The following is a 24,623-nucleotide window of genomic DNA, read 5'->3' as shown; positions in this document are numbered from 1 at the left end:
AACGGACCGAGATCACTGGTGCCGGCTCCCACGGAAGGTGGAGCCAGCCCTACCGCGCGAACACCCCTCCACCGGTCATCATCGACATCCGATCCGTCGACGCCGGGAGGGAAACGTGCCGACCGCACTGGTTTCGCGGCTGACCCTGCTGGGCTGGTCCGCGTTGCTGCTGACGGGCTCGGTCACGGGTGCCGCGCTGGCCACGCTCTGGATCACGTCGGCGCCGCTCGTCGCGCTGGGCGCCGGAATCCCGCTGACGCTGCTTTCCACCGCGCTGGTCCGCTGGCTGGCCGACCTGCACCGGCAGTGGGCCGGGCGGCTGCTCGGCGAACCGGTGGCCCGGCCCTACCTCCCGGCACCGGACGCCGGCTGGGCGGCACGGCTGTGGACGATCCTGCGCGACCCGGCGAGCTGGCGGGACTGGGCCTGGCTGGTCGTCAACGCGGTCACCGGCTGGCTCACCTCCGGGCTGTCCCTGCTGTTGTTCGCCGGCGGCTTCTTCTACCTGCTCTATCCCCTGGTCTACCTGCTGACCCCGGCCGAGGTGTTCCGCACCCCGCTGGGCGGGGCCTTCCGGCTGCACAGCGTCGCGCAGACGTTCGTACTGCTCCCGCTCGGCCCGGTGTGCTTCGGGCTCTGGTACGCCACCGCCGCCCGGCTGGCCGACCTCAACGCTCGCGTGATCCGCCTCCTGCTGGGCCCGACCGAGCAGACCCGGCTGCGCGCCCGGGTCCGGCAGCTGGCGACCTCGCGCGCCGAGACCGTCGACACCCAGGCCGGCGAGCTGCGCCGGATCGAACGCGACCTGCACGACGGCGCCCAGGCCAGGTTGGTGTCGCTGGGCATGAGCCTGGGCCTGGCCGAACAGCTGCTGCCCGAGGACCCGCGGGCCGCCCGGCGGCTGCTGGCCGAGGCCCGCGACTCGACCTCCAGTGCCCTGGCCGAACTGCGCGACCTGGTCCGCGGCATCCACCCGCCCGTGCTGGCCGACCGCGGCCTGGACGGCGCCCTGCAGGCCCTGGCCCTGGTCAACCCGATCGCGACCACGGTGACGACCCGCCTGCCGGGCCGGCTGGCGGCACCGGTGGAGTCCGCGGCCTACTTCGCCGTTTCCGAAGCCCTGTCGAACGCCATCAAGCACGCCCGGGCCCGGCACATCCGGATCACCGTGGAGTTCACGCCCCGCCAGGACGGCGCCGACGGCGACTTGACGATGCGGGTGGCCGACGACGGCCGCGGCGGTGCCTCGCTCGACCACGGCACCGGCCTGCGCGGCGTCGCCCGCCGGCTCGCGGCCTTCGACGGCACGCTCGCCGTCGACAGCCCGCCGGGCGGCCCGACCGAGATCAGGATGGCACTGCCGTGCGCGTCGTCGTAGCCGAAGACCTCGTCTTGCTCCGCGAAGGCCTGATCAGGATCCTCGAAACGACGGGCTTCGAGGTGGTGGCGGCCGTCGGCAACGGACCGTCGCTGGTCCGGGCGCTCACGACGCACCGCCCCGACGTCGCCATCGTCGACGTCCGGCTGCCCCCGAACTTCGCCGACGAGGGCCTGCGTGCCGCGATCGCCGTCCGCAAGCAGATCCCGGGGCTGCCGATCGTGGTGCTCTCGCAGTACGTCGAGCAGCTCTACGCCCGGGAACTGGTGGCGGACCGAGCGGGAGCGGTGGGCTACCTCCTCAAGGACCGGGTGCTGGACGTCGGCCGGTTCGTCGCCGACGTCCGGCAGGTCGCCGCGGGCAGCACGGTGCTGGACCCGGACGTCGTCCGCGCCCTGCTCACCCATCGCGCGGCCGATCCGGTCCTGCTGAAGCTGAGCCCCCGCGAGCACGAGGTCTTGGCGTTGATGGCCGAGGGCCGTTCCAACGCCGCGATCGCCACGCGAATGTTCGTCACGGAGAAGACGGTGAGCAAACACATCACGACCGTCTTCACCAAGCTCGGACTCGGGCTTTCCGAGAACCACCACCGGCGGATCCTCGCGGTCCTCGCCTACCTGGAGCGGCCCGTCGGCGCTTGAGGAGGGAAATGTAACTTTCACGACCCAGCTGTCCTTTGTGGACCTACCGCGGTGGTCGTGAGGTGGCCCGGCCGCCCGGCCGGCGTCCGGGTCCCCGAGGACGCCGCCGCCCGGATTGACATTTCTTCTCCCGGAAGCCCAGGGTGACGCACCGCATGTTAGCGATAACACTCGTCTCGCTCGCCGGGAGAAGGTCGTCATGAACAGAGGAAGTACCAGCCGCAGGATCCGCACCCTGATCGGGGTGCTCACCGCCGCGTCGACCGTGGCGCTGGCGGTGACGCTGGGGGCCGGCGCGGCCGCGGCCGACGTCACGGGCGCGCTGCGCGGTGCCGGCTCGGGCCGGTGCCTGGACGTCTCGAACACCAGCCAGGCCGACGGTGCCCTCCTGCAGATCTACGACTGCTCGGGCGGGGCGAACCAGCAGTGGACGTCGACGTCCGGCGGCCAGCTGACCGTGTACGGCAGCAAGTGCCTCGACGTGCCCGGCAGCGCGACCACCGCCGGTACCCGGGTGCAGATCTGGACCTGTCACGGCGGGGCCAACCAGCAGTGGCGGGTGAACTCCGACGGCACGATCGCCGGGGTGCAGTCCGGGCTCTGCCTGGACGTCACCGGCGCCGCGACAGCCAACGGCACCGCGGTGCAGCTCTGGACGTGCAACGGCGGCAGCAACCAGAGGTGGACGGGCCTGTCGACCACCACCACGCCGACCACGACCACGACCGGCGGCGGCACCGGCTGCTCCCTTCCCTCGAGCTACCGCTGGAGCTCGAGCGGGGTGCTGGCGACTCCGAAGAACGGGTGGGTCTCGCTCAAGGACTTCACCAACGTCGTCTACAACGGCCGGCACCTGGTCTACGCGTCGAACGTCTCGGGATCGTCGTACGGCTCGATGGCCTTCAGCCCCTTCACTAACTGGTCCGACATGGCTTCGGCCGGCCAGAACGGGATGAACCAGGGCACGGTGGCGCCCACGCTGTTCTACTTCGCGCCGAAGAACATCTGGGTGCTGGCCTACCAGTGGGGTGCCTGGCCCTTCATCTACCGCACGTCGAGCGACCCCACCAACCCCAACGGCTGGTCCTCACCGCAACCGCTGTTCACCGGCAGCATCTCCGGCTCCGGCACCGGCCCGATCGACCAGACGCTGATCGCCGACGGCTCGAACATGTACCTGTTCTTCGCCGGCGACAACGGCAAGATCTACCGGGCGAGCATGCCGATCGGGAACTTCCCGGGCAGCTTCGGCTCGTCGTACACGACGGTCATGAGCGATTCGACGAACAACCTGTTCGAGGCGGTCCAGGTCTACAAGGTCCAGGGCCAGAACCAGTACCTGATGATCGTCGAGGCGATCGGCGCGAACGGGCGCTACTTCCGCTCGTTCACGGCGAGCAGCCTGAGCGGTTCGTGGACGCCGCAGGCCGCCAGTGAAGGCAACCCCTTCGCGGGCAAGGCCAACAGCGGCGCGAGCTGGACCAACGACATCAGCCACGGTGACCTGGTCCGCAGCAACCCGGACCAGACCATGACCGTCGACCCCTGCAACCTGCAGCTGCTCTACCAGGGCAAGTCGCCCAGTGCGAGCGGTCCGTACGACCAGCTGCCGTGGCGGCCGGGCGTCCTCACGCTGCAGCGCTAGCCGTCTCGGGGGAGGAACCCCGCCAGGTTCCTCCCCCGAGTCACTACGCGATTCCCAGCAACGCGGCCTCGAGCGCGATCAGGATCTCCGCGGTCGCCTTCGGGTCGCCGAGCGAACGACCGGTGGCCGCCTCGATCCGGCGCAGGCGGTGGCGGACCGTGTTGGGGTGGCAGAACAAAGCCCCCGCCGCGGTCGATGCCGATCCCCCGCTGTCCCGCCACGCGGCCAGCGTCTCGAGGAGCATCTTGCTCTGCTCGGGTGGCAGGTCGAGGATCGGCCCGAGCACGGCCTGCCGGACGCGCTGCATCGCGTCGGGTGCGCTGACCGCCGCGACGGCCAGGGGAAAGTCGTCGAACATCGTGACGCGCGGGGTGCCGGCGACGGTGCTCGCCAACGCGATGCGCGCGAACCGCAGCGCGGCCGCTGTCTCGGTCAGGGCCACGTACGGCGGGCTGACGCCGATCCGGCTGCGGGCCGACTCCGTCAGGGTCGAGGTGAGCGGCTGCAGGTCGGCGTCGTTCTCGAAGCGCACGATCCCGATCTGGGCGTCCGGCAGCAGCCGCCAGGCCGAGCCGATGCGGCGGGCCCGCAAGCGGTTCTCGATGCCGGGCAACGCTTCCTGGGCCAGCTGCACCGATTCGGCCGCGACCACGACGAAAGGTCCGCGTTTGGGCAGGCGAAGCACGTCCGCCACGTCCCAGACGGACGTCTCGTGCAGCGGCCGTCCCTCCAGGAGGGCGCCGACCAGGGCCGAGCGCTCGCCCTCGTTGCGCAGCAGCAGCGTCATCGTCGCCTCGCGGTGCGCGGCGGCCATCTCCTCGGCGAAGGTGTCGTGGGCCGCCCAGAGGTCGGAGGCCGCGTCCACCAGCGCCTGCTCGGAGACCCGTTCCTGCGCCCGGGCGTGCAGCACGAGGCTGTGCCAGATCCGGCTGAACAGCACGCGGAACGCCGCCATGACGACCGAGAGCGGCACCCCCTGCTCGGCCCGCAGGGCACCGGTCGTCCGGGCGGCCGCGACATCGGCGTAGCTGTCCTCGCGCAACGACTTGAGGACGTACTCGAGGTTGCCGCGCACGGACCGCCGCAGGTCGTCGGCCGGCACGACGCTGTGCGTGACGTAGAACTCGACGCGCGCCTCGATGGCGGACGCGATTTCGTCCGCGAACTCGTCGATGGTGTCCAGCAGCCGGCCGGCGAGTGCCACGAGCTCCGGATCCGGCCCGCCCGTGGCCTCTCGTCGCGTCACCGGAGCAGCCTAATCCTCGTCCCGGCTCATCCGCCCGTGGCAGCCACGATGAGCTCGATCGTCTCGGCCGGCTTGCTGATCATCGCGACGTGCGAGGCGGTGACCTCCACCGTGTGCGCGCCGGCCCGCTTCGCCATGGCCCGCTCGGCTTCCGGCGGGATCGTGGCGTCGTCGGCCGCCACGAGGTACCAGCTCGGGATGGCCCGCCAGCCGGGCACCCCGGACGGAGCGGCCAGGCAGGACAGCGCGAACCCGCGCTGGGCGACGCCCATGAAGGCGGCGACGTCGGCGTCCAGGTCGGCGCAGAACAGCTCGTGGAAGTACGCCAGGTCGAGGTAGCCGTCGGCGTCGCCGTCGGGCGCACCCGGGTAGGGGCGCCGGACGAGCCGCTCACCCAGCTCGGTCTTCCCCCCGCCCAGCGCGATGGACTCGAGCAACGTCTCGCCCTCGTCCGGCGCGAACGCGGCGATGTAGACCAGCGCCCGCACGTTCGGGGCACCCGTGCTCGCGTTGGTGATGACGCAGCCGCCGTAGGAGTGGCCGACGAGCACGACGTCGCCCTCGAGCGTCGAGACGAAGTCCCGCAGGTAGCCGGCATCGGCGGCCACCCCACGCAGCGGGTTGGCCGGGGCGAGGACCTGGTACCCGCGTTGACGCAGGCCGTCGGCCACCGCCTGCCAGCCGGAAGCGTCGGCGAACGCGCCGTGGACCAGGACGACGGTGGGAAGTGCGGAAGCGGCCATGACCGGCCTCGTTTCTCTGCGGGGTGAAAGGGGGTGCCGCCTCACCGTGCAGCAAGGCACGCGCTCACGCGATGTTCCCGCTCACCCGGAACGTGCCCGCCCGTTGTCCGCACGCACAACCGGCCTAACCCAGCGTCCACTGCTGGTTGCTGCCGCCGTTGCAGGTCCACAGCTCGACCAGCGCGCCGTTCGCCGTGGACGCGCTCGTCACGTCCAGGCACAGACCGGACTGCCCGCCGGTGACCGTGCCGTTGGAGTTGACGGTCCACTGCTGGTTGGCCTGGCCGTTGCAGGACCAGGTCACCACCTTCGTCCCGGCGCCGGTCCCGTTGCCCGAGGCGTCCAGGCAGAACGTCTGCCCGCCGACGGTGGTCGTGAGCTGGTTCGACGACGTGCGGGTCCAGGTCTGGTTCGCCTGGCCACTGCAGCTGTAGATCTGCAGCTGGGTGCCCGGGGTCGTGGTGGAGCCCGGGACGTCGAGGCACTTGCCGGCGCCGACCGCGTACAGCGGTCCGGTGGTGGTGCCGCTACCGCCGCTGCCGTAGCCGGCCGCGGTGATGTTCGCCTGCACGGCGTTCTCGGTGGCGTCCGACGGGTAGCCGGACGTCATCACGCCTTCGTAGAAGGTGCCCGCCGAGCCGATGCTGTTGTCGCCGCCGGTGCCGAGGATGATCGCGCCTTCCTTGCGCATCGGGTTGTACCCCGACACGTTGGGGCGGGCACCGTCGTAGAAAGTGGAGAGGCCACCGGACTGCGCGTTGCCACCGCGGATCGCCCAGTGGTTGGACTCGCCCTTGATGATCGCGGTCAGGTAGCGGTGGCTGATGGTCGGGTCGTTGGCGTTGTACCGCTGGTTGATCCCGGAGAACAGGCCGTTTTCGAGGTCGGCCATGATCCACGGGCCGTTTCCGGCGCCGTAGCCCCAGACCTTGATGTTGCCGAAGTAGATGGCTTCCATGGTGCCGTTGCCGTTGTCGCGACTGTTGCGCTCGGCGTTGCCGTAGTCGAAGCAGCAGCCGCCGTTGTAGTGCGTGCCGTCGAAGATCGCGTACATGCCCTCCGGCTGGTCGCCGGTCGCCGTGCCGGTCGCGTTGTTGTTGCGGTAGCCGGTGCCGGGGGCCACGAACACGCCGTAGGCCTTCTGCCCGCCGACGGTGATCGGGGCGGCGGCCGCGTTCGCGAGGTTGTCGTACCCACCGGCCGCCGGGCCGGAGAACCCGCCGGGCGGGGCCTGCGTGAGGTGGTTGCCGCGGCCGGACTGGTCGTAGATGACGGTGATCAGGCACGTCGTGCCCGCGCAGAACGAATCCTGGGTCGCGGCGTTTGCGACGCCGCCCGCGCTCAGGACGCCGACGTCCCGCGTCGCGTTGTCGGAGGACCGCCGGACTTGGTACAGGGAACCGTTGTACGAGCCGTACAGTGCGCGGGTGGTGGAATGCGCGGCGACACACGGGGTGCCGCCCGCGGAGTAGAGGTCGCACGGCCCCTGCGTGGCGGCCTGCGCCGGCGCGGCCGGACCGGCCAGCACGCCCGCGGCCAGCGCCCCTGCCGCACCCACGATCCGAAGCAACCCTCTCCGTCGTGCGGTCATGAGCGAACTCCTTCGTCCGGTCGGGATGCGGCTAGCTTCGGGTCCACTTCTGGGCATCGCTGCCCGTGCAGGCCTGCAGGGTCACCAGTGCGCTGTTCCCGGTGCCGCTCGGGCCGAGGCAGAGTCCTGATTGGACACCCGTGATCGTGCCGTCGGTGTTGGCGTTCCACTGCTGGTTGGTGCCGCTCGTGCAGTCCCAGATGATCGCGCGGGTGCCCGCTGCCGTGCTCGCGCCCTCGGCGTCGAGGCACTTGGCGCCGTACACCTGGAGCTGCTTGCCGGAGGTGAGCGTCCACTGCTGGTTGCCGCCGCCGTTGCAGTCCCACAGCGTCACCTGGGTGCCGTTCGTCTGGGACACGTTGGGGACGTCGAGGCACCGGCTCGAGCCGGTGTTGCGTAGCACCGACGTCGACCCGCCGCCCGAGCCCGTCACGGCGAGGTTGTCGAACTGGGCGGGCTCCCCCTGGCTGGTCCCGATGCCGACCTGGCCGGCCGGGAACGTCGTGTCGGTGACGGTCCCGATCACCGTGCCGTCGACACTCGCGGTGATGGTGCTGCCGGAGAAGCCCAGCGACAGCTTGTGCCAGCTGTTGGTACCGAGCGCGGTCGTCGTGCCGCTGCGCAGGGTCGTGACCTGCTGGCTGGTGTTGTTGCGCAGGATCGACCACGCGCCGGTGTCGCTGACGCGCAGGTAGTAGGCGTTCACCGCGCCCTGGTTGCCGGTGTCCTGCGAACCGACCCGGCCGAGGAGCTGGACGTACCCGGACTTCTCCAGCAGCACGTCCGCGTTCACCGTGTAGGTGCTCCAGGCCACGTTGCCCAGCAACGCGTACGGATCGGTCGTCTTCTTCCAGGGGATCGCCTTCTGCGGCGCGGCCTGGCGCACGCAGGTGCCCGACCGCCCGGCGCCGCAGGAGGACGTCTCGAAGGCGCCCTCCATGTCCATCAGGTACTTGGCTTCCTTGCCCGTCGCGTACCCGTCGAAGTCGTCGCTGTAGGGCAGGTTCAGCGAACCCTGCGACGGGCTGCTCGCGGTGCCCTTGCCCTGCCCAGTGGTGGTCGTGACGGTGTACAGGTAGCCGGGTTGGACGGTCAGGGAGAAGGCACCTCCGGACGGGGTGATGTCGGTGGTGTGCGCGAAGAAGTCCGCGGGGTTGTTCGAGTTCAGGTTGGTCGCCCACACGTGCACCTGGCCGGTGGACAGCCCGCCGGTGACGTTCAGGTTCAGCGTCTGCGCCGAGGTGGCGTCCATCGTTTCGATGATCGTGCTGTAGTCGCTGGTGCTCGGGGACTTCAGCGAGACGTAGCTGCCGTTGGCGCGGTTCCCGCCGAGGTACCCGCTGGACGCGTCGAGGTACTTCCAGCCGGGCGCGGTGAACTGCGTGGTGTGCGCCAGCGCCCAGGCGTCCTTGCCGACCGAGTAGTAGCCCGACCACGGCTGGTTGGCCAGCACCAGGCCCACCGTCGGCCACGGGATGTTCGGCGTGGTCGCGGCGATGAGGTCCCAGTTGAGGTACGCGGTCATCTTGCCGTCGAGGTAGACGCGGTTGATGCCGCGAGCCAGCGGCTTGGCGCCGTCGTTGTAGTCCTGGGAGCCGTTCTCGCTGGACCACAGCGTCTTGCCGGTGTTGGTGACGCTGGCCGGGACCGTGCAGGACGTCTGCGCGCTGAGGTAGCCGCACGTGTAGTGGGCGCTGAGCACGTCGGTCGCGTTGCGGTAGGCCGTGTTGGTCGAGACGGCGCTCGCGGGTCCCCAGTCCCCCGGCCACGAGTCACCGGAGATGACCTTGACGGCGCTGTATCCGTTGGCGTTGAGCGCGTTGCGGAGGGTGACGGTCCAGTCGGCGCTCCACTGCTTCTCGTTCTGGACGCTCGTGAGGTAGTCGATCGTCAGGCCGTGCTGCTTGGCGCACCCGAGCCACGAAAGGTAGTAACCGGTCAGGTCGTCGGAGAAGAACGTGCCGTTGCCGATCCAGCCCGGCGCGCCCCAGGGCAGGCCCACGAGCTTGATGCCGGGGTTGCGCGCCTTGGCCTGCTCCATGATCCACCACTCGTACCCGCGGTTGCAGTCGAGATCACCGCGGAAGTGCGCGTGGCTGGGCTCCGCGCCGCTGGTGGAGTTGGTGTCCCCGCCCATCTCCACCTTGAGGATCTGCAGCGCGGCGCCGTAACCCGGCTTGAAGAGGTAGTCGAGGATCTGGCCGCGCCGGGGCTCGGGGTAGTCGATCAGCAGGCGGCTGTTGCCCCCGCCGCCGCTGACCGCGCCGACGCCGTCGAACGTACGGCCGGCCGATCCGCCGTTGATGGTGATCGAGGTGGCGGCCTCGGCCGGCGCAGCCGCGGCCACCACACCGCCGGCCAGGACGACGACGGCGACCAGCGAGGCTCGCACCCTCCGGAACAGGGTTGGCATGGCAGTGCTCGCTTCCGACGAAGGGGTCAGACGGCTGTGACGGTCCACTGGTTGTTGGTGCTGCTGTTCGGCGCCCACAGGACCACCGGGGAGCCGGCCGTGGTGGTGCCCGCGCCGTCGAGTGCGGTGCCGGTGCCCCGGTTGACGATCTGGTAGCGCCCGTTCCCGAGCCCGGTCAGCCGCCACTGCTGGTTGTCGCTCCCGGTCCAAGACGTCTGCACGGCGTTGACGCCGTTGCCCGTCCGGCCGCCGCTGTCGGCGACCATGCCGTTGGTGCGGTTGACGATCCGGTAGTAGCCGCTGCCCAGGTCGACGAGTTGCCACTGCAGGTTGGCCGAACCGTCGTAGGACCACTGCTTGAGCACCGACCCGGCCCCGACGGTCCCGCCGCTGTCGAGCACAAGACCGGTGGTGACGTTCGCGATCCGCACCCAGCTCGTCGGGACCGGGCCGGAGCCCAGGGCCGGGATCTGGCCGGAGAACGTCAGCTTGACCACGTACGCCGGGGCGCTGAACGGCGCCGACGGCAGCCGGACGTGCAGCCCGGAGCCGTCCTGGGTGCGGTCGGGCAGGTCGGTGTACGACCCGGCGGTGGCGCCGAGCAGCTCCACGGACTTCAGCGAGCCGAGGGTGATCCGGCCCGACCCGAGCGTCCCGATGTCCAGCGTGCTGCCCGGCCAGCCCAGGACCGTGGCGTACAGGACGGTGTTGTCCTTGCTGCGGGTGAACCGGATGTCGCGGTTGGTCCCCTCGCGCGGCGTCGTGAAGGAGCCGCCACCCATCTGCGTCGGGCCTTCGCCGAAGGACGACCAGGCGCGGGTCGCGTAGATGGATTCCCCGAAGCGGGCGAGGTAGTCGCCGATGCCGAGCAGGATCGTCCGCTGTCCCGAAGGGATGGTGCCGTCGGCCATCGGCGCGATGTTCAGCAGCATGGTGCCGTTCTTGCTGACGCGGTCGATCAGCGAGTGCAGCATCGCCTTCATCGAGTAGTAGCCGATGCCGGTCGTGTAGCACCAGCTGGAGCTGGAGATGCTGTCGTCGGTCAGCCAGTACGGGTTCTGGATGTCTCCCGGTCCGCCGCGTTCGAAGTCGAAGACCTCGCCTCGGTTGTCGAAGCCGTCTTTGTAGGTCGCGACGACGTCCTTGTTCCACGCGACGGCCTTGTTGTAGTAGTACGAAAGGAAGTTCAGCCGCCGGGACTCGTCGACGCGGGGCAGGTTGAAGTCCTGCCAGAGCAGATCCGGCTGGTAGCCGTCAATGACTTCGGCCAGCTTGTCATACCAGAGCTGGTTCTCCGCCGTCGAGCCCAGCTGGCCGTACAGCTTGCGCAGGCTGGAGTCCGACTGCGTCGGCACGTGGTCGTAGTAGCCGGTGAAGTGGTAGGCGTGGTGCAGCGACACCATGAACTTGAGGCCCCGGGCGCGGATCGCGTCGGCGTGCAGCCGCACCAGGTCCAGCCGCGGCCCCTTGGCGACCGAGTTCCATTCGTTGACGGCGCTGTTCCACATCGAGAAGCCGTCGTGGTGCTCGGCGACGGGCCCGGCGAACTTCGCGCCGGCGTCGGCGAACAGCTGCGCCCACTCCGCCGGGTCGAAGGCCCCGCCCGCGGACTTGAGCTTCGGCGCGAACTGCACCCAGTTGCCCGCTTTGTCCCGGGCTCCGTTGACGAAGTTGTGGTATGGCCACGCCGACGGATCGCCGTACACGGCCTGGTGGTGGTTGTTCTCCGCCGAGCCCCCGACGTACATGTTCCGCGGGTACCACTCGTTGCCGAACGCGGGGACGCTGAAGACGCCCCAGTGGAAGTAGATGCCGAACTTGGCGTCCTGGAACCACTCCGCCGCGGGCGGGTGCTGGTCGACCGACGACCAGGTGGGGGTGTAGCTGCCCGGCCCGGCGGTGGCCGAGGCGACTCCGCCGCGCAGGAGACCGGCCGTCGCCGCGCCGCTCACCGTGATCAGACCCAGCATCGAGCGACGGCTGAACTCGGGCATGGCGGAAAGCCTCCTCGGCTCCGAAAGCGAGTTAGCGCTAACACACTCTGTCTAGGCTCAGGGGATGCCGGCGGTCAAGACTCACGAGTGGTAAACCTTTGCAGTGCGGCGAAATCGCAGCGTGCACCGCCCGGCCGAGGTGTAACTTTCACGCTTCGCCACGAATTCTTGTGAGCGTGAACATCACCGTGCCACACTGCTTCTCGCCTGGCCTCGGAGCGCGAGCAACGGTGACCACAACCGAAGGAGCACCCGTGAAAGCCGCTTCGACGACCGTCCGACGCCGGCGCACCCTCACCCTGGTCGTCGCGCTGCTGTGCGCGCTTGGCGTGGTCCCGGCCGTCGCCAGGGCCGACAACCCGATCGTCCAGACCATCTACACCGCCGACCCCGCGCCGCTGGTGTACAACGGCCGCGTCTACCTCTACACCGGGCACGACGAAGACGGCTCGACGTACTTCACCATGAAGGAATGGCGGGTGTGGTCGTCGGCGGACATGGTCAACTGGACCGACCACGGGTCGCCCTTGAACCTCGCCAGCTTCACGTGGGCGAGCGCCAACGCCTGGGCGGGCCAGACCGTCTACCGCAACGGCAAGTTCTACTGGTACGTCCCGATGACGGTCCGGGCGACCGGCGCGATGGCCATCGGCGTGGCGGTGTCGACCAGCCCGACCGGGCCGTTCAGCGACGCGCTCGGGCACCCGCTCGTCGGCAACGGCGAGATCGACCCCACGGTGTTCGTCGACGACGACGGGCAGGCCTACCTGTACTGGGGAAACCCGCACCTGTGGTACGTCAAGCTCAACGCCGACATGATCTCCTACTCGAGCGGACCGACCCAGATCCCGCTCACCACCGCCGGGTTCGGCACGCGCACGGGGAACACGAGCCGGCCGACGCTGTTCGAGGAAGGACCGTGGGTCTACAAGCGCAACGGCTTGTACTACAACGTGTTCGCGGCGAAGTGCTGCTCGGAGTTCATCGGCTACTCGACCGCGCCCGGCCCCACCGGGCCGTGGACCTACCGCGGGACGGTCATGCCCACCCAGGGCTCCAGCTTCACCAACCACCCGGGTGTGATCGACTTCAACGGGAACTCATACTTCTTCTACCACAACGGCGCTTTGGCGGGCGGCGGTGGCTACACGCGCTCGGTCGCCGTGGAGAAGTTCACCTACAACTCCGACGGCACGATCCCGACCATCAATATGACTTCAACGGGCGCGCCGCAGGTGGGCACGCTCAACCCGTACACGCGGCAGGAAGCGGAGACGATCGCCGGGGAGTCCGGCGTCGAGACCGAGCCGTCCGCTGAGGGTGGGATGAACGTCGGCTACCTCGAGAACGGTGACTGGATCAAGGTCAAGGGCGCCGCGTTCGGGTCGGGTGCGCGGTCCTTCACCGCGCGAGTCGCCTCCGCGGCCGCCGGTGGCCGCATCGAAGTCCGGCTGGACAGCACCGGGGGCACGCTGGCGGGCACCTGCACCGTTCCCGCGACGGGCGGCTGGCAGACCTGGACGAGTGTGTCCTGCCCGGTGACCGGGGCGACCGGGACGCACGACCTGTACCTGCGGTTCACCGGGGGCAGCGGCTACCTGTTCAACGTCAACTGGTGGCAGTTCGCCGCCTGACCTCGCCACCTCCACTCACGGAAAGGGGCGACGATGCCCGTTCGACTGCGCCACCTGCTCACCGCCGCGGCCACCGCGCTGGCCGTGGCACCAGCCGCCGTGGCCGCGCCCGGCAGTCCGGCGCTCACCCCGCCACTGGGGTGGAACAGCTGGAACAGCTTCGGCTGCGGCGTCACCGAGACCGCCATCCGCCAGGCGGCCGACGCGATGGTCTCGTCCGGGATGAAGGACGCGGGCTACCAGTACGTCGTCGTCGACGACTGCTGGTTCGACCCGCAACGCGACTCCCAGGGCGCCCTGCGCGCCAGCTCGTCGAAGTTCCCCAGCGGCATGAAGGCGCTGGGCGACTACATCCACGGCCGGGGCCTGAAGTTCGGCCTCTACCAGGTGCCGACCGACCGCACCTGCGCCCAGCGGACCGGCACCTACCCCGGTTCCACCGGCAGCGCGGGGCACGAGGTCCAGGACGCCGCGACGTTCGCGTCCTGGGGCGTCGACTACCTGAAGTACGACTGGTGCTCCCCCGCCGGCACGCGCGACGAGCAGGTGGCCCGGTTCACGGTGATGCGCGACGCGGTGCGGGCCACCGGGCGCCCGATCGTCTACAGCATCAACCCCAACAGTTACCACGCCATCACCGGCGACAAGTACGACTGGGGCCAGGTCGCGGACCTCTGGCGCACCACCGAAGACCTGCTGGACATCTGGCAGAACGGAAACACGAACAGCTACCCGATGGGGGTCGGCAACGTCCTCGACGTCACGGCTCCGCTGGCCGCCCAGGCCGGCCCGGGGCACTGGAACGACCCGGACATGCTCGTGGTCGGCCGGCCCGGGCTGTCGCTGACCGAGTCCCGCGCCCACTTCGCCCTGTGGGCGCTGATGGCCGCGCCGTTGATGGCGGGCAACGACATCCGCACGATGTCGGCCGACATCAGCGCGGTGCTGCGGAACCCGCGGCTGCTGGCGATCGACCAGGACCGGCTCGGCGCCGGGGGCCGCCGGGTGCGCGACGACGGCAACGTCGAGGTCTTCGCCAAGCCGCTGGCCGACGGGTCGGTCGCGGTCGGGCTGCTCAACCGCGGGAGCGCCACGACCACCGTGAGCACGACCGCCGCGCAGATCGGGCTCTCCGGCACGGCGTTCACGCTGACCGATCTGTGGACCGGCGCGACTTCGACGACCGGCGGGGCGATCAGCGCGAGCGTCCCCGCTCACGGGGTCGCGGCTTACCGGGTGTCCGGCGGTGCTCCTTTCGCTGCAACGACCTCACGGCTGCGCGGCGCGGGTTCCGGCCGATGCCTCGACGTCGACAACGCCTCGACGGCCGCAGGCGCGGGCACGCTGATCTGGGACTGCCAGACCGCGGCGAACCAGCTGTGGACCAGTTGGGAGAACGGCGAGATCCGCGTGTTCGGCGACAAGTGCCTCGACGCCGACCACCAGGGCACCACCAACGGCACCCGGGTGATCAGCTGGCCGTGCAGCGGGCAGGACAACCAGAAATGGACGCTCGGCACGGACGGCTCGATCCGCAACGTCCACTCCGGACTGTGCCTGGACGCCGAAGGCGCGGCCACCGCCAACGGGACCCACGCGATCCTGTGGTCCTGCAACGGACAGCCGAACCAGCGCTGGGCCCGCGCTTGAAAGGAGTTCGACGACGGCCGGACTGAAACGACCCTCGTCAGTGTTCTGCTGCTCGCCGTCACCGGGACCACCACCCCACCAGCGGCGGCCGCGTCCCTGGTTGAGGTGAGCGACTTCGGCACCGATCCGGGGAACATCACCCTCACAACAACGGCAGCACGGCGACCGACGGCTACAACGCGGTGCTCGCCCCAGCAGAACCGAACGCCCGAGCCGGTCCCTGGCGGCTCGGGCGTCCGGTTCTCCCCGGAATGAAGCTCAGCGATATCCGGCAGCGACGACGTTGGCCTGCACCGCGTTCTCGACCGCATCGGACGGATAACCTGCGACCATCGCCCCTTCGTAGAACGTCCCGGCGCTCAGGTTCGCCCCACCGCCGGGCTTGCAGCAGTCGCCGCCGCTGCCCAGGACGATCGCTCCCTGCTTCTTCATCGGGCTGTACCCGCTCGGGAGACCGCCGTCCCACAGCGTCGTGAGGCCGCCGGACTGGGCGTCGCTGCCCTTGATCGCGAAGCGGGACGTCCCGTTGTTCTTCAGCACCGCCGTGACGAACTTGCTGGTGAACGCGCGCTGGTTCGGGTTCCACGTCTGGCTGCCGCCGGGGTACAGCCCCCATTCGAGGTCGGCCTGCACCCACGGGCCGGTGCCGGAACACCCGCCGAACCAGCACTGCTTGCCGAAGTTGAGCGCGTCCATCGCGCCGGCCGCGTCGGCCTTCCGGGTCGTCTCGCTGTTGCCGTAGTCGAAGCAGCAACCACTGTTGACGTGCGTCCCGCTCGTCACCATGTACATGCCCTCGGGCGCGCTGCCGGTCGGCACGCCGGTCAGGTGACCGTCGCGCCAGTAGCTGTTGCCCGGGTTGATGTACAGCGAATACGCCTTCCGGCCGCCGACCGTGAGCGACTCCGTCGTCGCCTTCGCCGGACTGCTCTGGCTGGACCCGGGCACCACGCTCGACCCCTGGTACCACAGGTCGTTCCCGCGCCCGGACTGGTCGTAGACCACCGTGATGACGCAGGAAGTGCCGGCGCAGAAGGAATCCGCGACCCCCGCATCCGTGGCGATGTTCCGGGTGGTGTTGTCGGACGCGCGCCGGACCTGGTACAGGTTCCCGGTGTAGGACCCGTACAACGCGCGCACCGTGCTGTGCGCGGCGATGCACGGCGTGCCGCCCGAGGCGTAGATGTCGCACGGGCCTGTGCCGGACGGCTGAGTCCCGGTGCTCCACCGCTGGTTGCTCTGACCGTGGCAGGTCCACAGGATGACCGCGGTGCCGTTGGCCGTCCCGGCCCCGTTCACGTCCAGGCACAGCCCGGACTGGACCCCGGTGATCGTCCCGTCGGAGTTCTGCCGCCACTGCTGGTTCGCCCCGCCGGTGCAGGACCAGATGATCACCGCCGTCCCGGGCGCGGTCTGGTTGCCGTAGGCGTCCACGCACCGCGTCCCGCTCAGCGCCCGCAGTTCCCCGGCCGAGCCGAACTCGAAGGCCTGGCTCGCCTGGCCGGAGCAGTCCCGGATCTCCAGCGCCGTCCCCGGGGTGTCGGCGCCGCCCGTCACGGTCAGGCACCGCCCCGACGCCGCGCTCGTGAGCGACGTCGACGCCGCGGCCGCGGGTACCGCACCGGCCAGCGCGGCCGCCAGCAGCACCGCCAGGACCAGGACGGCCCGCACCGGGTTGACTCGAGTGGTCACGAATCCTCCTTCGGGCGCCGCGGCGCCGTTGTTAGCGCTAACACCATAAGGATCAGTCAGCCCGATATGCGGGCGACGAGCTCGGTGTCCAGCACCGCGCAGCGGGGCCCGGCGGAGCCGCCGAGCATCGCGAGCAGCTCACCCGTCATCCGCGCCCCCATCTCTTCGATCGGCTGGCGGACGGTGGTGAGCGGCGGATCCGTGCGACGGCCGATCGGCAGGTCGTCGAACCCGATGACGGCCACGTCCCCGGGTACCCGGCGGCCCGCCCGGCGCAGGGCCCGCATCGCGCCGACCGCCATCATGTCGGAGGCGGCGAAGATGGCGTCGACGTTCGGCCGCCGGTCCAGCAGCCGGGCGGTGGCGTGCTCGCCGGAGGCCTGGCCGAAGTCTCCGAACACCACCAGCCCCCGGTCGCCGTGGCCCGCGCCCGCCACCGCCTGCCGGTAGCCGAGCAGCCGGTCCACCCCCGCGGTCATGTCCTGAGGTCCGGCGATGGTCGCCACCGTGCGCCGGCCCGCGTCGAGGAACCGCTGGGTGGCCCGCTGGGCACCGCCGCGGTTGTCCACGTCGACGTAGGAGGAGCGGCCGGGTTCCCGCGCGCAGACCGGGCGGCCGCCGAAGACCACCGGGATGCCGAGCCAGCCCAGGTCGAGCGGACGGCGGCCGTGCATCCCGACGACGAGGGCGCCGTCGACGTGGCCGCCGTCGAGGTAGCGCACCACCGGGGCCTGGTAGTTCTCCGTCGCGGGCACGGTGAGCAGGACGAGCTGCAGGCCCGCCTCGGTCAGCTCCCGCCCGGCACCGGTGGAGATGCGGGCGAAGTAGGGGTCGGCGAACAGCCGCAGCACCTCCTCGCACACGACCAGCGCGACCGACCCGGTGCGCCCCGCCGTCGCCCGCGCGGCTCTCTGCCGGGCGTAGCCGAGAGCCGACATCGCGGACTCGACCTGGTTGCGGGTTTTCGGCCGGACCCGGGGGAAGCCGTTGAGCACGCGGGACGCGGTGGCGGTCGACACCCCGGCCGCCCGGGCGACGTCGGCCAGGGTCGGACGGAGTTCGGGTGACTCGGCGATGGACACGTTTCGCTCTCCCAAGACGTCGTTGTCTTTTGTGGGCTCGCTCGAGGATATCGCCCGGATCCGGGTACCTCAGGCGCGCTGGAGCCGGAACCGCTGGTTGGCGCCGCCGGTGGCCGTCCACTGCGAGACCCGCGCGCCGTCGGTGGCCGAGGCTCCCCAGACGTCCATCGTCAAGCCGCTCAGCCGGTTCACCAGGCCGACGACGCCGCTGCCCAGGTCGGTCACCCGCCACTGCTGGGCGGCGGTGCCCGTGTCGGCCTGCTGGCTGATGTCCGCGCCGGTGGCCGAGCCGGCGACCTGCAGCACCAGGCCGCTGTGCCGGGCCCGGACGCGGTAGTAGCCGTCGCCGGAGTCGAGGAAGTCGAACTGCTGGTTCTGCCCGCCGGTGGCCGTCCACTGCTGCAGCAGTGCGCCGGCCGCGGTGGAGACGCCGCTGATGTCCAGGGCCTTGCCGCTGTGCTCGGCCACCAGGGCGTAGTTCACGCCGACCTGCACCGGCGTCCCGGACGGCGGGGTCGACGAGCCGAACTGCGTGACGAACTTCCACACCTCACCCGACGTCCAGGTCTGCCAGCCGCTGCAGGTGCAGCCGTCACGCGGGCCGGGGTCGTGACCACCGTCGAACGCGGCCCAGACCACCGGGTACCCGGTCCGGCAGCCGGAGTAGGCGGTGACGACGTGCGTCCGGCTGCCGCTCGACGGCTCCGGCGGATTCTGCGCCGTACACCCGTTGTTGCGGACGAACTGGTCGCGCAGCGATCGTCCGGACGCGATGGGCAGGACGGTGTCGCCGATGCCGTGCATGCCGATGTAGGCGACGGGCTGGGTGCCGCCGCCGCACCCGCTGAGGTTCGCCCCGGAGTAGACGGCGACCGCGCGGAAGACAGTGGGCCGAGCGCAGGCGAGCGCGTAACTCATGGCGCCGCCGTAGCTGAACCCGCCCGCGAAGACCTGCGAGGTGTCGACGCAGAGCGCTGACTCGAGCTGCTTCAGCAGGTCGTCGATGAAGGTGACGTCCTGGCCGCCGGGGTTGGCCCAGCCGTTGCCGTTGCCCTGGGGCGCCACGAAGATCGTGCCGTTGCCGGCGCTGTCGGCCAGCCGCCGGAGCCCGTAGTAGGACCAGTTGTAGCCGTCGGTCCCGCCCGAGTCGACGTCGTTGGCCGTGCCGCCGTACCAATGCAGCCCGACGAACAGCCGGTAGGGGTGGGAGGTGTCGTAGTTCGCGGGGACACGCAGGATGTAGCTGCGGTTCTGGCCGCCGCTGGAAATCGTGTGGCTGCCGCTCGCCAGCCCGGGCGCGCTTCCGCAACCCGCCGTTCCCGCCGCGGCCGCCGCCGTCTCGCCGGAAGCGGGGCCGGTCCCGGCCATCGCCACCAGCGCCCCGATCGCGAAGGACGTGAGCAGGCTTCCGAACTTCATCATCGCGCGGCTCCCTCTGGTCGTCGAACCGGCTGAAGTCAAGATAGAAGTCGACGACGGCGAAGGTCAATGCGCCATGAAACTTACTCTCCCGCAACGGATCGCACCGGCTCGCACGGTCCACAAAGGAGTGAGCACGGGCGTGCTCACCGGGTGAAGAGGCGCCGCTGGATCTCGCGCCGGTAGTCCTCCAGGGTGTTGTCGAGGTGGACCGCGGCCGCCCGGGCCGCCTCCTCCGGGTCGCCGTCGCGGATCGCCCGGTAGATCGCCGCGTGCTCCTCGATCGCGTCCGCGGCGTGCCCGCCGACCGCGCCGGACATCCCGATGATGTTCGTCTGGCGTTGCAGGCGGCGGGCTTCGCGCACGGCCGCGACGAGGAACTGGTTGTGGGACGCGGTCGCGATGCACAGGTGGAAGTCGTCGTCGCCGCGGTCGAACAGCGCGCTCTGCCCGGTCAGGTGGCCCTGCCGGCAGGTCTCGGCGGCGGTCTCGATCGCGCGCAATTCGGCCGGGGTGGCGTTCGCCGCCGCCAGCTGGCCGGCCGCGGTTTCCTGGACCCGGCGGAACTCGAAGAGCATGTAGACGTGGTCGAGGTCGGCGGGCAGGAAGAAGCCGCCCCAGCGGGAAGCGCCGAGCATGCCCTCGTCGTCGGAGACATACAGCCCACGTCCCTTGTGCGCGCGTACCCGGCCGATCGCCGAGAGGATCTTGACGGCCTCCCGCACCACGGTCCGGCTGGTTCCCATCCGCGCCGCCAGCACGACCTCCGTCGGCATCCGGTCGCCGGGCCGCAGGTCCAGCTCGGCGATCAGGTGCAGGATCTGCTCGGCCACCACTTCGTAGCCGGGCCGGTACGGCGCGGGCGGTGCGGCTTCCTCGTCACGGGTCACCCGATGAGTATGACTCAGTGGGCATCGGCCAGTGACGATACCTCGCGGCCCGGCGGTCCGGTCAACAGCATCGCGGCACGGAATGAAACTTACATGCGTTCCCCCAGGTGAAATATCGAACGGCGCCGCTGCGTCCGTTCGCCTCTTGACGCCGACCCGATCTTGGCCTCGTATGAGTCGTACACATCCTTCCCCGGTTGTCTGGTCCACTGTGGACTCCCGGGCGCCCGAGGTCCCCGTTCCCGGAGAGGTACCCGCCATGCCGCCGCGCACCGGATCCGTGGCCGCCGCGCTCGTCACCGCCCTCGTGGTGAGCGCGGTGGCCGCGCCGCCCGCCCACGCCGCGACCGTCACCATCGCCGTGGCGCCCACCGGCGACGACGCCAACCCCGGCACGCCCGAGCAGCCGGTCGCCACCCCGGCCAAGGCCCAGCAGCTGGCCCGCGCCCAATCGGCCGCCAGCGACGTCGTCGTGCGGCTCACCGGCGGGACCTACCGGCTGTCCGCCCCGCTGACGTTCACCAGCGCCGACTCCGGCCAGAACGGCCACACCGTCTCCTGGCAGGCCGCGTCCGGCCAGACACCGATCCTGTCCGGCGGCACGCAGGTCACCGGCTGGGCGGTGCAGGACGCGAGCCAGAACATCTGGGCGGCGTCCGTGCCCCAGGGCGCCGACTCCCGGCAGCTGTTCGTGGACGGGGCCTTGGCGCCACGCGCGTCGATCCCGATCTCGCGCAGCGACGTGCAGATCACGACGTCCGGGATGACCATCGTCAACTCCGCGCTGAACTACCTCGCGACGCTGCCGCAGCAGAACCGGATCGAGGTGGAGAGCCAGAACTCCTTCACCGACCGCTACTCCCCCGTCGACCACGTCAGCGGCACGTCGATCGTCATGCAGCAACCGGCGTGGAACAACAACAACTGGGGCTACGACACCCTCGCCAAGCCCTTCGGCGGCGGCCAGCTGTTCCTCGAGAACTCGTACTCGTTCCTGAAGAACACCGGCCAGTGGTACCTGGACCCGCAGGCCGGGAAGCTCTACTACAAAGCACCGAGTGGCTGGGCGCCCGGCAGCCACGACGTCGAGCTGCCGCGGCTGACGTCACTGCTGCGGATCAGCGGCAGCTACGACAACCCGGTGCGCGGCCTCAGCTTCAGCGGTCTGCACTTCGAGCACACGACCTGGCTCACGCCGGGGACGTCGGTCGGCTACGCGAACCAGCAGAGCGGCACGTTCCTCCCGGCCGCGGTGTCGATGCCGGGTGACTTCCTGAGCTCGTGCCAGTCGGGCTGCCCGCTGTTCGAGGGCGCCCGCAACGGCTGGGCGCAGGCGCCGGCCGCCGTCCAGGTCTCGGCCGCCACCGGGATCACGTTCAGCGGCAACACCTTCACCCACCTCGGCCAGGTCGCGCTGGGCATCGGCAACGACGCGAACGCCCACGCGTCCGGGGTCGGCCTCGGCGCGTCGTCGATCACCGTGGACCGCAACACCTTCACCGAGGACTCAGGCGCGGGCGTCGTCGTCGGCGGTGTACGGCCGGACGCCCACCACCCGTCGAACCCGGCCATGACCAACCGCGACATCACGCTGTCGAACAACACCGTGAGCCGGGTCGCCCTCGACTACCGGGAGATGGCCGGCATCCTGTCGACCTACGTCACCCACGCGGTGATCACGCACAACGACGTGGCGAACCTGACCTACGACGGCATCGACGTCGGCTGGGGCTGGGGCGCGAACGACCCGGGTGGCAGCCAGGACTACCGCAACCGCGGCCTCTACAACTACCAACCCGTGTACTCCACCGCGACGACGTTGCGGGACACCGTCGTCAGCTACAACCGGGTGCACGGCACGAAGAAGCTCATGCACGACGGCGGCAGCATCTACAACCTCTCCGCCAACCCGGGCAGCTCCATCGACCACAACCACGTGTACGACAACAACCGCACGGTCGGCCTGTACCTGGACGAGGGCTCCCGCTACGTTTCCCTGTCGGCCAACGTGATCCAGGACTCCGGGGTCTGGGCCTTCACCAACGCGAGCGGCACCAACAACACCAACGACAGCACCTTCAGCGGCAACTGGTACAACGGCGGCGCGACGAACGTGGCCACCGGTTCGCCGCACAACAACGTCCTCAGCGGGAACGTCCAGGTGAGCGGCACCAACTGGCCCTCGGGCGCCCAGCAGGTCATCGCCGCCGTGGGCCCGGCCGGCACGGGGTCGGCCGCGAGCCCGGTGCGCGCGGCCGGCGCGGGCAGGTGCCTGGACGTCAACGGCGTCAGCACCACCCCCGGCGCCCAGGTGCAGATCTGGGACTGCACCGGCGGCACCAACCAGTCCTGGACCCGTACGAGCGCGGGAGAACTGACCGTCTACAGCGGCGACAGCACCCGGTGCCTGGACGCGTCCGGGCAGGGCACCACCCCGGGCACCAAGGTCGTCATCTGGACCTGCAACGGCGGGGCGAACCAGCGCTGGCAGGTCACCTCGGCCGGCGCCGTCACCGGTGTCCAATCCGGACTGTGCCTGGACGTGACCGGCAGCGGCACGGCCAACGGCACGCCCGTCCGGCTCTGGACGTGCACCGGGCAAGCCAACCAGCAGTGGACCTTCGGCTGAACGATCGAGGAGAGCCATGAGAATCCGACTCGTCGCGGCCGCGACGGCCCTGTTCCTGAGCGCGTTCCTCCCGGGCACCCCGGCGGCCGCGGATTCCAACGGCGGGGTCCGGGTCATGCCGCTGGGCGACTCCATCACCGAAGGAACGCAGGTGCCCGGCGGGTACCGGATCGGGCTGTGGCAACGCCTGAGCGCGGGCGGCTACCAGGTCGACTTCACCGGCTCGCAGTACAACGGCCCCGCCGCCCTCGGCGACCACGACCACGAGGGCCATCCGGGCTGGCGCATCGACCAGATCGACGCGAACGTCGTCACCTGGCTGCGGAACACCGGCTCCCACACGGTCCTGCTGCACATCGGCACCAACGACGTCCTGCAGAACTACGACGTCGGCCGCGCGCCCGCCCGGCTGTCCGGCCTGATCGACCACATCACCGCGACCGCACCGGACGCCGAGGTCTTCGTCGCGACGATCATCCCGCTCGCCAACGCCGGGCAGGAGTCCGCGGTCCGCACGTTCAACTCCGCGATCCCCGGCATCGTGACGAGCAACCAGAACGCCGGCAAGCACGTACACCTGGTCGACATGCACTCCGCGGTGACCACCGGCGACCTGATCGACGGCATCCACCCCACGGCCACCGGGTACGACAAGATGGCCGCCACCTGGTTCGGCGCGCTGCAGTCGGTGTCCGGGAGCATCGGCACGCCGGGGACGTCCACGGCGCGGCAGATCGTCGGCGCGCAGTCGGGCCGGTGCGTCGACGCCGCGAGCGCCGCCAACGGCACCCAGGTGCGGCTGCAGGACTGCGGCGGGCAGGCCGGCCAGGCGTGGACCCGGGCCGGCCAGACGCTGACCGTCGGCGGGACCAAGTGCCTCGACGCCTCCGGCCACGGCACGGCCAACGGCACCCCGGTGATCGTCTGGGACTGCCACGGCCAGGCCAACCAGCAGTGGACGGTCAACGCCGACGGCACGATCACCGGCGTCCAGTCGGGTCTTTGCCTCGACGCGTACGGGCAGGGCACCGCCAACGGAACCCAGCTGATCCTCTGGGCCTGCGGCGGGCAGGCGAACCAGCGGTGGACGCTGCGTTAGAACCGCCATGGCGCGCAGGTTCCGGCGGCGCCGGGTGGTCGCAGGCGCCGGTCACCGGGCCGGGGGCCGGCACGCTCAGCCGAAGACGCGCCGCTGGATCTCGCGGCGGTAGTCCTCGAGGGTGTTGTCCAGGTGGACCGCCGCGGCCTGCGCCGCCGCTTCCGGGTCGCCGTCGCGGATCGCCTGGTAGATCGCCGCGTGCTCCTCGACCGCCTCCGCCGCGTGGCCGCCGACCGTGCCGTGCAGGCCGATCGTGCTGGACTGGTGCTGCAGCCGCCGCACCTCGCGCACCGCGGCCAGGAGGAACTGGTTGTGGGACGCGGCCGCGATGCCGAGGTGGAACTCGTCGTCCCCGCGGTCGAACAACGCGGCCTCGCCGGTCAGGTGGCCCTGGCGGCAGGTTTCCGCCGCCGCCTCGATCGACCGCAGCTCGCCCGGCGTGGCCCGGGTCGCCGCCAGCCGCCCGGCGGTCATCTCCTGGACCCGGCGGAACTCGAACAGCATGTAGATGTGCTCGAGGTCGGTCGGCAGGAACCGGCTGCCCCAGTGCGCCGAGCCGAGCATCCCCTCGTCGTCGGCGACGTACAGGCCCCGCCCCTTCTGCGCGCGCACCCTCCCGATCGCCGAGAGGATCTTCACCGCCTCGCGCACCATCGTGCGTGAGCTGCCCAGCCGGCCCGCCAGCTCGTTCTCGGTGGGCATGCGGTCGCCCGGCCGCAGCCGCAGCTCGGCGATGAGCCGGAGGATCTGCTCGGCGACGAGCTCGTAGCCGGGCCGGTACGACGTCGGCGACCGGGTCTCCGGCGGGTCGCCACCGGCGGGACCGGGTTCGATCGATGCGGGCACGCCGTCTCGCCTCCTCCGCCTCGTCGTGAGC

General features: G+C 70.5%; 17 protein-coding genes. 7 read left to right on the top strand and 10 right to left on the bottom strand.

The annotated features are described in order from the left end of the window. Positions 1–115 precede the first annotated feature (115 nt). The 3 genes from QQ657_RS33085 (at position 116) to QQ657_RS33075 (ending at position 3,664) form a co-directional block, all read left to right on the top strand. Positions 116–1,378, top strand: coding sequence for a sensor histidine kinase (locus QQ657_RS33085; protein ID WP_284746215.1), 1,263 nt, complete (start codon positions 116–118; stop codon positions 1,376–1,378). Further along, entirely contained in the window at positions 1,363–2,019 is a 657-nt protein-coding gene (locus QQ657_RS33080; RefSeq protein WP_284746214.1) for a response regulator transcription factor, read from the top strand. Before QQ657_RS33085 ends, QQ657_RS33080 begins: the two co-directional genes overlap by 16 nt. A 199-nt stretch (positions 2,020–2,218) precedes the next feature. Continuing rightward, complete coding sequence (locus QQ657_RS33075; protein ID WP_284746213.1) at positions 2,219–3,664, top strand: non-reducing end alpha-L-arabinofuranosidase family hydrolase; 1,446 nt, start codon at positions 2,219–2,221, stop codon at positions 3,662–3,664. Between the two features lie 43 nt (positions 3,665–3,707). Here QQ657_RS33075 and QQ657_RS33070 read toward each other — a convergent pair whose 3' ends face one another. The 5 genes from QQ657_RS33070 to QQ657_RS33050 form a co-directional block, all read right to left on the bottom strand. Next, positions 3,708–4,910, bottom strand: coding sequence for a PucR family transcriptional regulator (locus QQ657_RS33070; RefSeq protein WP_284746212.1), 1,203 nt, complete (start codon positions 4,908–4,910; stop codon positions 3,708–3,710). 26 nt (positions 4,911–4,936) lie between these two features. After that, positions 4,937–5,653: an alpha/beta fold hydrolase gene (locus QQ657_RS33065; RefSeq protein ID WP_284746211.1), complete on the bottom strand. Its 717-nt coding sequence runs from the start codon at positions 5,651–5,653 to the stop codon at positions 4,937–4,939. Positions 5,654–5,777: 124 nt separating this feature from the next. After that, positions 5,778–7,244 carry an arabinofuranosidase catalytic domain-containing protein gene (locus QQ657_RS33060; RefSeq protein WP_284746210.1) on the bottom strand — a complete coding sequence of 489 codons (1,467 nt, stop codon included), beginning with the start codon at positions 7,242–7,244 and terminating at the stop codon, positions 5,778–5,780. A gap of 31 nt (positions 7,245–7,275) precedes the next feature. Continuing rightward, positions 7,276–9,657, bottom strand: coding sequence for a ricin-type beta-trefoil lectin domain protein (locus tag QQ657_RS33055; RefSeq protein ID WP_284746209.1), 2,382 nt, complete (start codon positions 9,655–9,657; stop codon positions 7,276–7,278). 26 nt (positions 9,658–9,683) lie between these two features. Next, positions 9,684–11,651: an alpha-L-fucosidase gene (locus QQ657_RS33050; protein ID WP_284746208.1), complete on the bottom strand. Its 1,968-nt coding sequence runs from the start codon at positions 11,649–11,651 to the stop codon at positions 9,684–9,686. A gap of 254 nt (positions 11,652–11,905) precedes the next feature. Between QQ657_RS33050 and QQ657_RS33045 the strand changes: the two genes are divergently transcribed. Both QQ657_RS33045 and QQ657_RS33040 read left to right on the top strand, forming a co-directional pair. After that, complete coding sequence (locus tag QQ657_RS33045) at positions 11,906–13,285, top strand: glycoside hydrolase family 43 protein (protein WP_284746207.1); 1,380 nt, start codon at positions 11,906–11,908, stop codon at positions 13,283–13,285. A gap of 33 nt (positions 13,286–13,318) precedes the next feature. Continuing rightward, the gene (locus QQ657_RS33040; protein WP_284746206.1) at positions 13,319–14,935 is read left to right on the top strand and encodes a glycoside hydrolase family 27 protein; all 1,617 of its coding nucleotides are present in this window, start codon (positions 13,319–13,321) and stop codon (positions 14,933–14,935) included. Positions 14,936–15,193: 258 nt separating this feature from the next. Here QQ657_RS33040 and QQ657_RS33035 read toward each other — a convergent pair whose 3' ends face one another. From QQ657_RS33035 to QQ657_RS33020, 4 genes are all read right to left on the bottom strand, one after another. After that, positions 15,194–16,627, bottom strand: a complete 1,434-nt coding sequence (locus QQ657_RS33035) for an arabinofuranosidase catalytic domain-containing protein (protein WP_284746205.1) — start codon at positions 16,625–16,627, stop codon at positions 15,194–15,196. Between the two features lie 56 nt (positions 16,628–16,683). Further along, positions 16,684–17,709 (bottom strand): LacI family DNA-binding transcriptional regulator, encoded by a 1,026-nt coding sequence (locus QQ657_RS33030; protein WP_284746204.1) that lies wholly within the window; start codon positions 17,707–17,709, stop codon positions 16,684–16,686. 69 nt (positions 17,710–17,778) lie between these two features. Further along, positions 17,779–19,131 carry an RICIN domain-containing protein gene (locus tag QQ657_RS33025; protein WP_284746203.1) on the bottom strand — a complete coding sequence of 451 codons (1,353 nt, stop codon included), beginning with the start codon at positions 19,129–19,131 and terminating at the stop codon, positions 17,779–17,781. A gap of 143 nt (positions 19,132–19,274) precedes the next feature. Further along, entirely contained in the window at positions 19,275–20,018 is a 744-nt protein-coding gene (locus QQ657_RS33020) for a FadR/GntR family transcriptional regulator (RefSeq protein WP_284746202.1), read from the bottom strand. 259 nt (positions 20,019–20,277) lie between these two features. Between QQ657_RS33020 and QQ657_RS33015 the strand changes: the two genes are divergently transcribed. Both QQ657_RS33015 and QQ657_RS33010 read left to right on the top strand, forming a co-directional pair. Beyond that, the gene (locus QQ657_RS33015; protein WP_284746201.1) at positions 20,278–22,647 is read left to right on the top strand and encodes an RICIN domain-containing protein; all 2,370 of its coding nucleotides are present in this window, start codon (positions 20,278–20,280) and stop codon (positions 22,645–22,647) included. 16 nt (positions 22,648–22,663) lie between these two features. After that, positions 22,664–23,746, top strand: a complete 1,083-nt coding sequence (locus QQ657_RS33010; protein WP_284746200.1) for an RICIN domain-containing protein — start codon at positions 22,664–22,666, stop codon at positions 23,744–23,746. A 75-nt stretch (positions 23,747–23,821) separates the two neighbouring features. Here QQ657_RS33010 and QQ657_RS33005 read toward each other — a convergent pair whose 3' ends face one another. After that, positions 23,822–24,592, bottom strand: a complete 771-nt coding sequence (locus QQ657_RS33005; RefSeq protein ID WP_284746199.1) for a FadR/GntR family transcriptional regulator — start codon at positions 24,590–24,592, stop codon at positions 23,822–23,824. Positions 24,593–24,623 lie beyond the last annotated feature (31 nt).

Source organism: Amycolatopsis ponsaeliensis, from assembly GCF_030182635.1.
GTDB classification, from domain to species: domain Bacteria; phylum Actinomycetota; class Actinomycetes; order Mycobacteriales; family Pseudonocardiaceae; genus Amycolatopsis; species Amycolatopsis ponsaeliensis.
This window is presented reverse-complemented; position numbering and strand designations above follow the sequence as displayed.

What these genes read in the sequence shown, in the direction of transcription:
- QQ657_RS33010 (WP_284746200.1), top strand. Translation starts at nt 22,664, where the DNA reads ATGAGAATCCGACTCGTCGCGGCCGCGACGGCCCTGTTCCTGAGCGCG.
- QQ657_RS33065 (WP_284746211.1), bottom strand. Translation starts at nt 5,653, where the DNA reads ATGGCCGCTTCCGCACTTCCCACCGTCGTCCTGGTCCACGGCGCGTTC.
- QQ657_RS33040 (WP_284746206.1), top strand. Translation starts at nt 13,319, where the DNA reads ATGCCCGTTCGACTGCGCCACCTGCTCACCGCCGCGGCCACCGCGCTG.
- QQ657_RS33055 (WP_284746209.1), bottom strand. Translation starts at nt 9,657, where the DNA reads ATGCCAACCCTGTTCCGGAGGGTGCGAGCCTCGCTGGTCGCCGTCGTC.
- QQ657_RS33060 (WP_284746210.1), bottom strand. Translation starts at nt 7,244, where the DNA reads ATGACCGCACGACGGAGAGGGTTGCTTCGGATCGTGGGTGCGGCAGGG.
- QQ657_RS33050 (WP_284746208.1), bottom strand. Translation starts at nt 11,651, where the DNA reads ATGCCCGAGTTCAGCCGTCGCTCGATGCTGGGTCTGATCACGGTGAGC.
- QQ657_RS33025 (WP_284746203.1), bottom strand. Translation starts at nt 19,131, where the DNA reads ATGATGAAGTTCGGAAGCCTGCTCACGTCCTTCGCGATCGGGGCGCTG.
- QQ657_RS33075 (WP_284746213.1), top strand. Translation starts at nt 2,219, where the DNA reads ATGAACAGAGGAAGTACCAGCCGCAGGATCCGCACCCTGATCGGGGTG.
- QQ657_RS33015 (WP_284746201.1), top strand. Translation starts at nt 20,278, where the DNA reads ATGCCGCCGCGCACCGGATCCGTGGCCGCCGCGCTCGTCACCGCCCTC.